This is a genomic window from Photorhabdus antumapuensis (genome assembly GCF_020387775.1).
Classification (GTDB): domain Bacteria; phylum Pseudomonadota; class Gammaproteobacteria; order Enterobacterales; family Enterobacteriaceae; genus Photorhabdus; species Photorhabdus antumapuensis.
In genome coordinates, this window is the sequence record NZ_JAHZMK010000053.1 from 1 (window position 1) to 12076 (window position 12076).

Here is a 12076-nt window from a genome sequence, read left to right on the forward strand (position 1 = left end):
CGTATCCAGCAATTTTTGTCGTGAGACCTTTTTGTTCCAGGCAACAGAGTTATCAGTTAACCAAACACAGACCTGGAAAACGTTTTTGGCAAGATCAATGCCCACTACTTTGATTGTGTTCATGGAAGAACCCTCCGAAATACAGTGCACTCAGTATCAAGTTAAAGATGACACTGTCTGCAACTGGAAAAGGGGACGTCCATCACATCACTATAGTTTTTAGGAGACACCATATGTTTTGGAATGATCTTGATGGCACGATATTGCTTAATAAAGTATTTTCTAAGCCTGTAGAAATATCAGACATAGATATCTTTGATATAAAAATAGATCGTGAAGGACCAACAGTAATAATAGGTTTTGACTTAATCGGAAAATTACCAGAAAACCCACCTAAAAAGTGGGTAAAAGGATATAACAAATGTAGATGTGGTATAAACTGTGGCGGTGTTACATCTATTAATATTGAAGGTATTGCCGTTAACATGTTAGCAAAAATCGAGATAAAAAAAGAAAATGGTCATAATAAAGTAATAATCAATGGCTCTAATTTTCGGTTAAATCTGGAATGTATGCATATACAGTTTATGGGACCTTCTGTATATATCAGTAAATAAACAAAAAGCCGGAAAGATCCAAGCGTTCTTCCGGCCTCCTTGTGATCTATCTTGGCACATACCCACGGTAAGCCAGCGCCGATTGGAGCTTATCGATGGTATATTTATAAGAGAATGAACCCAATGGTTTAATTCCGTCTCAAAAAAATCCAGTTTATTGTCAAGGTTATATTTCTTAGAAAATGAAATTTTCTTTATCCATGATCAGGACAATATTATTGACATGATGCTTAATGATGCTTAATGATGCTTAATGATGCTTAATGATGCTTTTCATCCACATGAAGAAAATATGATTTTAAAAACAATAATCAGATGGATACGAAAAATAAAATATGGTCTGGTCAAGTGTCTACAACCAAATGTGGGAGAGTAAATTAATGAATTATTATGTATTAATGAGCGTTTATAATTCTTCACTCATGCCAAGATATCTTCATGCTATAGTAGATACCGAGAAGCAAATTAATGAAAAATGGGATTATGAAGGCTCCAGGCATAATATACCTGATTATCTCTTAGATACGGAATGCCCTAATACTTTGTATTTATTATGTAATAAAAATATTGGGAAATTGGGGTTTAATTATTATCAACACAATATGGCTCATATCCTATCTGATAGATTTCTCGATATTATCAATGAATTTAAATTAAGCGTTCATGTTTTAAAAAAATTAATTTCGACATCTATTAAATATGGAAGTTTAATTCCTCATAAATTATCTTTTCATAATGAATCATTAAATTATGATATTTTTCAATACGAACTACTTTATTAGCAGGATTTATCTTTATTTCAGAAAAAGTAGCTAACAAATTAAGTAAAAAAAACATCAAAGGAATAAAGCTAATTAAATTAGATGAAGTCTTGAATCACTATTGTGTAGATTTTAGGTACGACATTAAAGCTAATGTCAAAAAAGGGAAAATAAAATTACCCTAAGTTAATAGTAAAAAACCAGAAAGATCCCCGTGATCTTTCAGCTTTGTTATTTTTATATTTAAAACAAATAGCTTACGGGGTTAGACTTATATATTAGATATATAATTTAAATCAAAAAAATATAAAACAAATAAGAGGATAAAAAAATGAATAATACAGAAAAATATAATACTCATAGTAAATATATACATAAGCTATATTTTAGATATTTTATTCTGTTTTCTCTCTGAAACAGCAAAAAGCCGGCATCGCTTCCGGCTGGCTTCTTTCTTACCGAGGTGAATACCTATACCACGCCAACGCCGACGGGCGCGTATTTTCGTCCTCGGAGATCACCCAATAACGGCGTTTTTCAAGGTAATCATCACGGATATACTGATGCAATAAGCAATGCTCTGGATACAATAAATTAATACCATATCGAAACAAGTAACTCACATACAAAATATAGCTAAAAAGATACGGAGAATAGCAATATTATTAAACCCAAAAATAGGTATAACCCTCATATTCAGGGGAAAGACGTAAATTAAAAAGTAAGACAAAGCATCTTTGATCCCTGGAGTCAAACTTTAGGATAATTTAATATGGATGAGATAATAAGTTTTTATAGGGAACCTGTTGAATTTTTTAGACGTTAGGTTTTTTCATCCGGTTCTATTGAAGAGTTTAATGAATATGAAATTATTCATAATAAAGATATGGCATTAAAGCTTCTTTTCGATCAAGACATACCAGGCAACTATATGGTTTGGAGTGACTTTTTCTCTGATCGGATATCCGAGTTTTATCTTCATGAGGATTATAAAAAAGCAGAAAAAGATATCCTTGATAGAGTAAAAATATCTACCCATGATCAAGTTTAAAAAATATGAGAAAAAGAAAATAATATCTTATAAGAAAGAAACAAGGAGTACAGCGACAAATCACCGAACAGTACCTGGGGGACTACACCGCCACCTGGCGCGCGGCCATGAACAATCTGGATATTCGTGATTTTACCGACATTCCGCAGGCCATCAGGGCCATTGAACAGGTCATCAGCGGCGAACAGCCCATCAGCCGCGCCCTGCAAATCCTCAGCGACAACACCCGTCTGCCGGTGATTAACGAGACCCTGCCGGCCAAAGCACAGCAGCAGTTACGTGATGCCCCGGATTACCGCCTGCGGGTGCGTATTAACCGGGAATTCGCGCCGGAAACCGCGGTGCTGGTGGAATACGGCGACAAAAACAGCACCTTACAGGCGGTTTATCAGAAACTGGTGGCGCTGCACCGTTACCTGCTGGCCATTCAGAACGCGCCGGTACCGGGTGTTGTGGTCATTACTGGTTATGATCCTAAAACAGCTCCATCAATAGCTCTTCCTAGAGGAGAACGCAAACTCATTCCTACAATGAAAGGACCGTATACGGGATCGGCTAGAGATTTATTGACAAAAGATATTAGGGACTTGCGCAACTATACTAATGCCCCTCCTTCTGCAATAAAAGATTTGCTCAAATTGAATAAAGAAATGTATTCAAAAGCCTTCACTAAAATAAGGTAAAAAGATGAATTCTCAACTATTTGTAGATATATTAAAACTTGTAGTAAGAGATGCTGCTATCGAAGATACTATCTCAATACTTGAATCTCCCCCAGGTAGAAAACCACAAAGTGAATTAGTTGAACTATCTGATTTTTATCATGAAAAATCAGAGAAAGAGAAAGAACTAATCAATAAAATAATCAGAATAGTGGCTGATAATACATTATTCGGTATTCTTTGTGTTATTGATGGTGTACGTGCCATAGAAAATGATGAAAATAAAGGCGAATTAATATTGACTTATAAAAAGGAAAGTATAATTAACTTGAATAAAAATAGTAATCTACACGATATATATAATGCTAGTTAATTAGAAAAACCGGAAGATCACCCAAGATCTTCCGGCCTTTCTATGATCTACCGGGGCGCATACCCACGGTAAGAAAGAGCGGATTGAAGCTTAGAGATCGCATCCTTAATCTGATACGCTTCCTCGTCATTCACGGCACAGGCGCGTATCTCCATCCAATTCAGCCGCTTAACCAGTTGGGCCAAGGCCAGCGCTTCAATGTGGGTTAACTGAATGTCCTGTAAATGTTCAATCACCATTTTCATTTTATCCCCTCCCTTAGCCCGCGTTGTACTCAGCCAGCATCTCACCCATCCGCAGCTTAATCTCATTGAGCTATCTAAGCCACTGGCCCTTAAGATGTATCGCCGGTGTGGCCTTATTGACCCGGTTCCCGTTCGGCACGTATCCCACCATGTAATATAGTGTTTAACGATAACAGGCATCTCTCGTCTGAATTAAACTACTTTAATAATCCGCAATCAGCTCTTTCACTCCCAGCTTAAAGATAACTTTTAGTTAGATTCAAACTAGAAAAATAGCTTAACCAGTCCACTAGATAGCAATTTTAATTTATCCTAAATAACCAAAAGATGTTATTCACCACACTATTCAGATTGAATGATGAAGTTACAAATAAGAATTTCAATACAATCTCTTAAACTTAAATAACCGGGCTATATTAATTATAGAACCCGGTTCTCATTAAACTATCAGCTAACTGGTCATATAATGGAAGTAGTTTATTTTCCAATATTAACTATTTTTAGCAAAGCTTTCTCAATGCTGAGATCAATTTTTGGATTCCTAATTCAACTTTGCTACGGGGACATCCTACATTAAAACGGAGAAAACCCTCACCAACTTCACCATAAATTTTCCCTGGCATAATAGCGACTTTCTCTTCATGGATAAGTATCTGTTGTAATTTATCATCATCAATATTTAGATTACGCAGGTCTATCCAAGCTAAATAAGTTGCCTGTGGTGGTTGCCAGTTTAATTGTGGAAATGCAGCATTTAGTTCCTGTGCCACATAATTCAAGTTATCATTCAGGTAACTGCGCAATTCATCAAGCCAGATATGTCCTTCCCGGTAAGCCGCAATATAAGCTGATATCGCTAAAATGGCAGGAGAAGATAATCCATCATACTGTGTTAGTTGATGAGAATATGCCGAACGGCTATGATCATCATTAATAAAACCATAGGCACCAGTAAGCGCAGGAACATTAAATGACTTGGATGCAGAAGTCATTAACGCCCAATGCGTCGTGGCAACTTCACTCCAGGGAATATGTTTCGTTTCTCCCCAAGTGATATCCATATGAATTTCATCGCTGATAACGTTAACATTATAACGCTCACACAATGCAGACATTGTTTTAAGTTCAGAATGACTCCAGACTTTGCCCGTTGGATTGTGTGGGTTGCACAGCAATAATATTTTAGTTTCTGGTTTGGATAGTAAAGTTTCAAGTTGATTCATATCACACACCCAGTTATTACCTTGTTTTTCAAGCGGGCAAGGCAGCAACCGACGCCTATTCCCCTGAATAACTCTATAAAAACCATCATAAGCAGGGGTATGAACAACGATATTTTCATCAGGTTTAGACCAAATACGGATTAATTGCGAAACCATGTAAATCACAGAAGGGCCATAAACCGCCCAATTTGTATTAATTTCACAATTAAAACGTTGCTGGTACCAATGACGAATAGCACCAAGAAATTCTTCATGCTGCCAACGACTGTAACCAAACACACCATGATTCAGGCGGTTCTGCAATGCCTGAATAACACAGGGAGCAGTAGCAAAATCCATATCAGAGATGGTAAAAGGGAGAAGATCATCAGCACCAAAACGATCTCCAACATAGTCCCATTGGGTACACCAAGTACCACGGCGGTTAACCGGGGTGTCAAAGTCAAACATTGTTTTCTTCCTTAAATTAATACATCAAGTTCATCTTTTACTGATCGTACTTGCGGCCCGATAACAATTTGTAAGTTATGTTGATTAAGGTAAATAATCCTCAAAACTCGTAAGTTCTTTAATTTTTCATCATCAACTAAAGATATGTCTTTAATTGACAAACGAAGACGAGTAACACAGTTATTCAGTGAGATGATATTATCTTTGCCTCCGAAAGCGATAAGCATTGCTGGAATATTATAACCCGATTTATTTGTCACTGTGGAAGGTATCTTCACTTGGTGATTATTATCAATTTCACGCCTTGGTGTTTCGGCTCAGTCGTACCTCCAATCATATCCCTGAAATTAATAATCCTTTAATTTTGTGGCGATTTTCTGGTTTCGCACAAAGAACCGATTTTACTCATCCAGGCAAATAACAACCGAAAAGCCGTGTAATCTAATATCGGTAGTAACGTGATAACCTCTCAGCTACTGAGAAAGCTGCCAATTCCGAGCATAATTCCACAAAATGACAGTAATACCACAGGTAACATCAATGTTTTACCGAGGCTCTGGAAAAACTGCCATGGGGTAATTCTCTGTTTCTTCTGAGTAAGCAAAATGACTCCAGTGGATATTATTAGATACTATTTAATAAATAGCACTACGGATTATCTGGTGAAATGGTTCACTATTGATAAATATTTTAGCGGAGGATGGCGGGTTTGGTAGGAATACTTAAAGATACTCAAATAGTCATTACTATCCTTTAAGTCATTCATATATTAAGCAAAGAACAGGCAGAACCGTAGTATTACTATTCTGCCAAACGAGAAGTATATTTGGTTGAGACTGTTTTTATATTTTGAATAGATATCATTGTCATCTTATCAGGAAAATTTCTCCAACTCCTATTTACAACGATACCAATAAAGGTACGAAGGTAAAAAGTCAGTCTTTATTCAAACGCTCCTAATAATCCATTTGAGTAATAGTATTAATAATTCAGGTTAATTTATAAGATAAAAAATATAATCATCTGATAATTGCAAATTGATATCAATTATATATAGCCAAGTAACGCAGCTTTAGCTATTGCCTGGAATTTATTCTTACAATCCAGTTTCTTAACGATATTCATTAGGTGAAAATCAACTGTACTTTTAGTGACACAAATGGTCGATGCAATTTCACTTGATATCATCCCATCTGCGGTGTACCTTAATACTTCTAATTCTCTATGTGAAAATGAGGTATTATCGATATAGAACGATTGCAAATACTTTGTGTGTGATGTTAAGTATCTTATTATCCTAATATATATTCCTAGAATTTCTCCACTACATTTATACATGGTCTCGTTATCAATAGGCCCATCTTTTCCCGCAACAGAAAATATTCCATAAGTTCCTGAAAATGCAGGGAGCCCAAATGTGATCCCAGAGCGAAACCCATATTTCTGATTCACATACCAAAGCTCTTGCCCATTAGATTTGGAAAAAAAATCTAAATCCCATATTTTTGAAAAAGAAGGGGGCACAGGTCGGAAATTTAGAACGGGATCAATCATCCAATACTTTTTTTCTATATAAATGGCTCTCCAAGATTCATGATAATTATTAAAGAAATACACTTCTCGGTTAGATATAGGAAAGCGCGCCTTTAATAAAAGGGAGAACAAACTAAACCCCGAAATTTTGTTAATAAGTTCACAAATTTCAGCTACAAAATGGGCGTCTACCTCTAATTTATGAAAATTATAGGGTAAGGTATATGGTCGATAAATATTCATCCAATGTCCTCTTGAAAATTAAGAATATTGATAGTGAATCCTAATATTTATTATAGTAGCAGAATTCACACTTAATAAAGAAAATAATTATTTACTGTTATACGGTAAACAAGGTCTGATAAACCACAATGTATTATTGGTAAACAGGAGAAATTATATCAATAGGATTGAAATCCAAATAATCAAGGGAAATAATATATATAAAAATACATTATTCCATATGAAGCATATTAAACTATTTTTAAGGCAATATAAATGATTATTTAGTGTTTTAATCTAAAATTTTATGTTTTATTTTTCACAACAATAAATTAACTGAAATATTGAACGATATGAAGCAATACCTGATAAATATATGAGTAATTTTCCCATATAAACTATGATTTATACCAGTAGCTGTTTCAACTTTAATAGTTAATTATATAAAAAGAAAGTTATTAGAATAATAATAAGTAAGCAAAATAACCTTTCGATTCCTAATAAATAATTTAAATATGTAAATGAGGTGTTATGATGAGTGAAGTCATTCAGGGTAAAGATAATATTACAGCCAGAAACTCTGTCACTGCTGATGTGACCTTTGTTATTGATGTTGACTCAATAATTGAATATCTTCGCGCTAATAATCTTACAAGTTCTCTGGACCCTAAAGATCCAACAATTATCCGTCAGCATGTATATATAGCTAGTTACACTCCAGAGCTTGGACTGAAAGTAGCGAGTTCATCTGGTGCCCGTGTAACTGTTCCCATTAATGCAAATATTAGATGGAGGGCTACAACTGTATCTAATAATTTCGACTATACGATTATATTGTATAAATTCAAAAAGCTTAGTACAGGAGACGATGTCATTTCTGTCCCATCACAAATATGGTCACAGAATCCTATGGGCAAAAAAGTTCCAAAGGTCCCCTCAGGAGTTAATGCAAATGAGGATGAACCTAAGGTAGTTTTTGCTGAATCTCAAGACAATTATTTCCAAGCAATAGCTCATAAACCAGGCGTAGAACAATATACATGGTTCTTTGCTGCTTATGATGGCAAAAAGCTCCTAGGCTATTATCGATATGATCCCTATGTTGAAGTAACTAATAGCTAATCATTTGTATATCTTCATTTTCTACTGGAAAATTATTAAAATAGTTTTCCAGTATTTTCATTTTCTACTTTATTAATTTTACCTAAATATTTCTAACTAACACCAACTTATATAATAATGGAGCTTGGTTTCGCATAGTAAGTGCAACATCATTATTCTAAGAGCACATAGGTTCGTATTTCTTTAAATAATTCGTTGGACATTTTATCATATTGAGTTTTTCGTGAACATAATTTCCTATTTTTTCTGTGCGGACATAATGACTCCAGACGAGTGTTGTTATAGATCATATGACGAAGTTGCTCGCTTCCGATAAGCATTTTAGAACAGCATTTGACGTTTGCCCTTTATTGGATTTTGAATCTATACCAAAAATTAAGCAAAGAACAAGCAGAACTGTAATATTACAATTATGCCCAAAGAGAAGAGTGTTTGATTGAATGTGTTTTCCAGTTTTAAACAAATATTATTTCAATTTTGTCAGATAAAATCATTCCTGATCCCTATTCACAATTGTGACAATAAAACCAACAATGGTGAAATCTTCAAATATTTGTTCAAACTCACTCTTTAATCCATTCAAGTCGTTATCTATAACCACTATCGATATGATTGTAGTAATAATAATATATAGATTATTTTATAAAGTATAAAAATATAATAACCTGAAAATTTCTAATTGATACTATTCTATATAACCAAGTAATGCTGCTTTAGCGATTGCCTGGAATTTATTCCTACAACCAAGCTTCTTAACGATATTCATTAGATGAAAATCAACGGTACTTTTAGTTACGCAAATAGTTGAAGCAATCTCACTTGAAATCATGCCATCTGCGGTATACCGTAACACTTCTAATTCTCTATTCGAAAATGAAGTTTCATCTATATAGAACGTCTGCAAATACGTTGTATGTGATGTTAAATATCTTATTATCCTAATATATATTTTTAGAATATCCCCACTACACTTATACATTGTATCGTTATCAATCGGCCCATCTTTCCCCGAAACAGAGAATATTCCGTACGTTCCCGATAATGCCAAAAGCCCAAATGTGATCCCAGATCGAAACCCATGCTTCTGTATCATATACCACAGCTCTTGCCCATTAGATTCTGAGAAAAAATTCAAGTTCCATACTCTTGAAAAAGAAGGGGGCACAGGTCGGAAATGTAGAACAGGATCAATCATCCAATATCTTTTTTCCATATAAAGAATTCTCCAAGATTCGTGATAATTATCAAAAAAATACACTTCACGGCTAGATATCGGGAAACGGGTCTTTAAGACCAGCGAAAACAAACTAAATCCTGAAATTTTGTCAATAAGTTCACAAATTTCAGTTACAAAGTGAGCATCTACATCTAATTCATGAAATTTATAAGGTAAAACATATGGCCGATAAATACCCATTTAAGTCCCTCTTAAAAATTCAGAATATTGATAATGAACCTCAATATTTATCATAGTAGAAAAAATTTTATTTGATAAGTAAATTTTTTATTTATTGTGATAAAAAAGCGGAGAATTGGATAACCCATCATGTTTTATTCATTAACCAGAAGAACTATATCAATATGGTTGAAATTTTTATCATCGATCCAAACAATATATGCACACATCTCATAGCCATCTGAAAAGCATATTGTACTGCTCTTAAAGCAATTTAATCTATTATTTTAATATATTAATCTAAAATAAATATTTTTTATTTTTTAAATAATTAATCACCGGTACATTCCCAAATTTATTTCATGCACTAAGTCAGACTCTAAACCATATCAGTAATTTTTTTACATAAACTATGATTTATACCAGTGGTTATTTCAGCGTTAATAGTCAATTATTAGGTGATAACTAACTCTTCAAGCATCTTAGTTCAGTGACGGAGTATAGAAATGAATAATACTGTAGATATTCTTATTTGTGTAGATACCAGATCTATTATTGAAAAATATCCTTCTTTAAGCCAAAATCCTGAGAATCCTACTCTAATAAACGATGAGTTATTTTACTATATAGTTAGCATAGACAATCTTTACATTCCCGGAAATAATGCTACAGGGAAAATGGAAATAAAAGCTTATGTTGGTGATAATATTAGATGGAGAAGCGTATCCTTAACACAACAATTTGAATATACAACGATTTTATATGAGATGACAGGAACAGTTATTAATGAAACTATAACAATTCCAAAATTATATCAAAGTGAAATTAATTCTGGTTATATTTCAAACAACAGTGATAGATTAGATATAGAACACGAACTAATAAAGAGATATTATTTTCAATCAATAGCTATAAGATCAGGCGGTGGAAAATGTTCTTGGATAATAGCCATATATCAACAAAAAGAATTAAAGGGATATGTTCAACATACTCCGTTAGAAATAGGTATAAGAATATTCCCTATGTAATTATTAGGATAACATTATGAAGAATATATATAATGCAGACAATTTTAAAGCTCTTAAAGATAATAGTAACCAATCTATTAACATCATTGATATTCTTATAGCTGTTGATGTAGAACTTATCATACAAGATATCCAAACATCGGGATTAAGTTTTAGCCAAGACTACAAAGAACCAACCATAAGTGATGGTAGATATCTTTATTATATTACCAGCCAACAACAAATATATAACAATAACGGCCAATATAACAAACTTAAAATTACAGGAAACATACATGACATAGTTAGATGGCAAGCTTTGAGTTTATCTGCCCAATCTGAATACCAAGTATTTTTATATGACATGAAAGAAATAACCGGTGATAATAATATTTATTTGTCTGAAAAAATTATTAAAAATTCCCCTAACATTCCAATTCTACAAGAAAATAGAGGAATCCCCTCTATTACCTATCAAAAGGAGCATATTTCCTATCAGAAATGGACTTTACTCAACTCCGGCTTTTCCTACTGTACATTATATCTAGCCATTTATAATAGATCGAAGCTTATCGGTTATTATTCTCATGGTCCATCAAACAAGGAATCCCGACAAAGCATAAAAAGTCTACCACTTGATGTCACAGTTAACAAATCCAATGCCTGAATACTGTGATTGAATATAGTTAAAAGCAAGACTCAATTATATTTCAAAAAGACATTGGTAAATATATAAGCAGTTTTCTTTTATAAACTATTAATTATACTAGTAGCTTCTTCAGCACTAATGATTAATTATATAATAGATATTTATTGAATAACCTGATACTAACAACCTGACACTTTATAGTGAAGGAGAATAAAAATGAGCAGAACTAAGACTGTCGATATTCTTGTTTGTGTAGATGCGGAATCTATCGTTGATCAAAAACTGTATTCTACAGACGATAAAAATCCTGGATTTGTGCCTGATCAATACTTTTACTATATAGCTAGCAATGGAAATATCTATGCTCCTGGAAATAATGCTACGGGCTGGCAAGAAATTATAGTTTCTAATGGAGACAATATTAGATGGAGACCATTATCTTTAACACTGCAATCTGAATATACAGTACTTTTATATGAAATGACAGGATCAGCTCTTACGCAGGAGAAAGACGGTATTAGAATTATAACAGATCCACAACTTTATTACGGCGATATCATTATCCCTTATTTATCTGAATATAATAATTCAGCCAAAGATGCTAAGTATGAAAGTGAAAATATAAAGGAATATTATCATCAAATAACAACTCAGGCAAGCACCAAAACAAGGACGCCTTATACTTGGAGGATGTCTATATATGAAAAAGGGAATTTAAAGGGATATATTTATCATGATCCTTACATGACGATTAATGATTAACAA

Annotated in this window: 14 protein-coding genes and 2 pseudogenes; 9 read left to right on the forward strand and 7 right to left on the reverse strand. The window is 33.6% G+C overall.

All coding sequences use genetic code 11. The features are described from left to right. A pseudogene (locus KZ793_RS19325) lies at positions 1-123 on the reverse strand (IS110 family transposase); the annotation flags it as partial. A gap of 110 nt (positions 124-233) precedes the next feature. Here KZ793_RS19325 and KZ793_RS19330 point away from each other — a divergent pair. The 5 genes and pseudogenes from KZ793_RS19330 to KZ793_RS19345 all read left to right on the forward strand — a co-directional run bounded on the left by KZ793_RS19330 (position 234) and on the right by KZ793_RS19345 (position 3464). Beyond that, positions 234-617: an Imm50 family immunity protein gene (locus KZ793_RS19330; RefSeq protein ID WP_225816812.1), complete on the forward strand. Its 384-nt coding sequence runs from the start codon at positions 234-236 to the stop codon at positions 615-617. Between the two features lie 380 nt (positions 618-997). Continuing rightward, positions 998-1399, forward strand: coding sequence for an Imm43 family immunity protein (locus KZ793_RS19335; protein ID WP_225816813.1), 402 nt, complete (start codon positions 998-1000; stop codon positions 1397-1399). Between the two features lie 14 nt (positions 1400-1413). Further along, the gene (locus tag KZ793_RS22985; RefSeq protein ID WP_397443644.1) at positions 1414-1563 is read left to right on the forward strand and encodes an Imm43 family immunity protein; all 150 of its coding nucleotides are present in this window, start codon (positions 1414-1416) and stop codon (positions 1561-1563) included. Between the two features lie 913 nt (positions 1564-2476). After that, positions 2477-3112 (forward strand): annotated as a pseudogene (locus KZ793_RS22990) (ImcF-related family protein); the annotation flags it as partial. A 4-nt stretch (positions 3113-3116) separates the two neighbouring features. Beyond that, a complete protein-coding gene (locus tag KZ793_RS19345) occupies positions 3117-3464 on the forward strand; it encodes a hypothetical protein (RefSeq protein WP_225816814.1) in 348 nt (115 codons plus the stop codon). 47 nt (positions 3465-3511) lie between these two features. Here the strand turns inward: KZ793_RS19345 and KZ793_RS19350 are convergent, their stop codons facing one another. From KZ793_RS19350 to KZ793_RS19370, 5 genes are all read right to left on the reverse strand, one after another. Then, positions 3512-3709: a DUF7706 family protein gene (locus KZ793_RS19350; RefSeq protein ID WP_225816891.1), complete on the reverse strand. Its 198-nt coding sequence runs from the start codon at positions 3707-3709 to the stop codon at positions 3512-3514. A 70-nt stretch (positions 3710-3779) separates the two neighbouring features. Further along, positions 3780-3860, reverse strand: a complete 81-nt coding sequence (locus tag KZ793_RS19355) for a type I toxin-antitoxin system SymE family toxin (RefSeq protein WP_225816892.1) — start codon at positions 3858-3860, stop codon at positions 3780-3782. Between the two features lie 349 nt (positions 3861-4209). Further along, positions 4210-5382, reverse strand: a complete 1173-nt coding sequence (locus KZ793_RS19360) for a MalY/PatB family protein (protein ID WP_225816815.1) — start codon at positions 5380-5382, stop codon at positions 4210-4212. An 11-nt stretch (positions 5383-5393) separates the two neighbouring features. Then, entirely contained in the window at positions 5394-5642 is a 249-nt protein-coding gene (locus KZ793_RS22995; protein ID WP_397443642.1) for a PTS transporter subunit EIIB, read from the reverse strand. A 787-nt stretch (positions 5643-6429) separates the two neighbouring features. Further along, positions 6430-7158 (reverse strand): LuxR family transcriptional regulator, encoded by a 729-nt coding sequence (locus tag KZ793_RS19370; protein WP_225816816.1) that lies wholly within the window; start codon positions 7156-7158, stop codon positions 6430-6432. A 510-nt stretch (positions 7159-7668) separates the two neighbouring features. On the opposite strand from KZ793_RS19370, the gene KZ793_RS19375 reads away from it, so the two are divergent. Next, positions 7669-8259, forward strand: a complete 591-nt coding sequence (locus KZ793_RS19375; RefSeq protein WP_225816817.1) for an inclusion body family protein — start codon at positions 7669-7671, stop codon at positions 8257-8259. A gap of 685 nt (positions 8260-8944) precedes the next feature. On the opposite strand, the gene KZ793_RS19380 is transcribed toward KZ793_RS19375, so the two are convergent. Further along, a complete protein-coding gene (locus tag KZ793_RS19380) occupies positions 8945-9676 on the reverse strand; it encodes an autoinducer binding domain-containing protein (RefSeq protein WP_225816818.1) in 732 nt (243 codons plus the stop codon). 485 nt (positions 9677-10161) lie between these two features. Here KZ793_RS19380 and KZ793_RS19385 point away from each other — a divergent pair, with 485 nt between their 5' ends. From KZ793_RS19385 to KZ793_RS19395, 3 genes are all read left to right on the forward strand, one after another. After that, positions 10162-10683 (forward strand): AidA/PixA family protein, encoded by a 522-nt coding sequence (locus tag KZ793_RS19385; RefSeq protein WP_225816819.1) that lies wholly within the window; start codon positions 10162-10164, stop codon positions 10681-10683. Positions 10684-10699: 16 nt separating this feature from the next. Further along, a complete protein-coding gene (locus KZ793_RS19390; RefSeq protein WP_225816820.1) occupies positions 10700-11329 on the forward strand; it encodes an AidA/PixA family protein in 630 nt (209 codons plus the stop codon). 198 nt (positions 11330-11527) lie between these two features. After that, positions 11528-12073: an AidA/PixA family protein gene (locus KZ793_RS19395; RefSeq protein ID WP_225816821.1), complete on the forward strand. Its 546-nt coding sequence runs from the start codon at positions 11528-11530 to the stop codon at positions 12071-12073. The last annotated feature ends 3 nt before the right edge of the window (positions 12074-12076 follow it).

Bases quoted from the DNA above. Each gene is read 5' to 3' on its own strand.
- KZ793_RS19330 (WP_225816812.1), top strand. From the start codon at position 234: ATGTTTTGGAATGATCTTGATGGCACGATATTGCTTAATAAAGTATTT.
- KZ793_RS19335 (WP_225816813.1), top strand. From the start codon at position 998: ATGAATTATTATGTATTAATGAGCGTTTATAATTCTTCACTCATGCCA.
- KZ793_RS19345 (WP_225816814.1), top strand. From the start codon at position 3,117: ATGAATTCTCAACTATTTGTAGATATATTAAAACTTGTAGTAAGAGAT.
- KZ793_RS19350 (WP_225816891.1), bottom strand. From the start codon at position 3,709: ATGAAAATGGTGATTGAACATTTACAGGACATTCAGTTAACCCACATT.
- KZ793_RS19355 (WP_225816892.1), bottom strand. From the start codon at position 3,860: ATGGTGGGATACGTGCCGAACGGGAACCGGGTCAATAAGGCCACACCG.
- KZ793_RS19360 (WP_225816815.1), bottom strand. From the start codon at position 5,382: ATGTTTGACTTTGACACCCCGGTTAACCGCCGTGGTACTTGGTGTACC.
- KZ793_RS19370 (WP_225816816.1), bottom strand. From the start codon at position 7,158: ATGAATATTTATCGACCATATACCTTACCCTATAATTTTCATAAATTA.
- KZ793_RS19375 (WP_225816817.1), top strand. From the start codon at position 7,669: ATGATGAGTGAAGTCATTCAGGGTAAAGATAATATTACAGCCAGAAAC.
- KZ793_RS19380 (WP_225816818.1), bottom strand. From the start codon at position 9,676: ATGGGTATTTATCGGCCATATGTTTTACCTTATAAATTTCATGAATTA.
- KZ793_RS19385 (WP_225816819.1), top strand. From the start codon at position 10,162: ATGAATAATACTGTAGATATTCTTATTTGTGTAGATACCAGATCTATT.
- KZ793_RS19390 (WP_225816820.1), top strand. From the start codon at position 10,700: ATGAAGAATATATATAATGCAGACAATTTTAAAGCTCTTAAAGATAAT.
- KZ793_RS19395 (WP_225816821.1), top strand. From the start codon at position 11,528: ATGAGCAGAACTAAGACTGTCGATATTCTTGTTTGTGTAGATGCGGAA.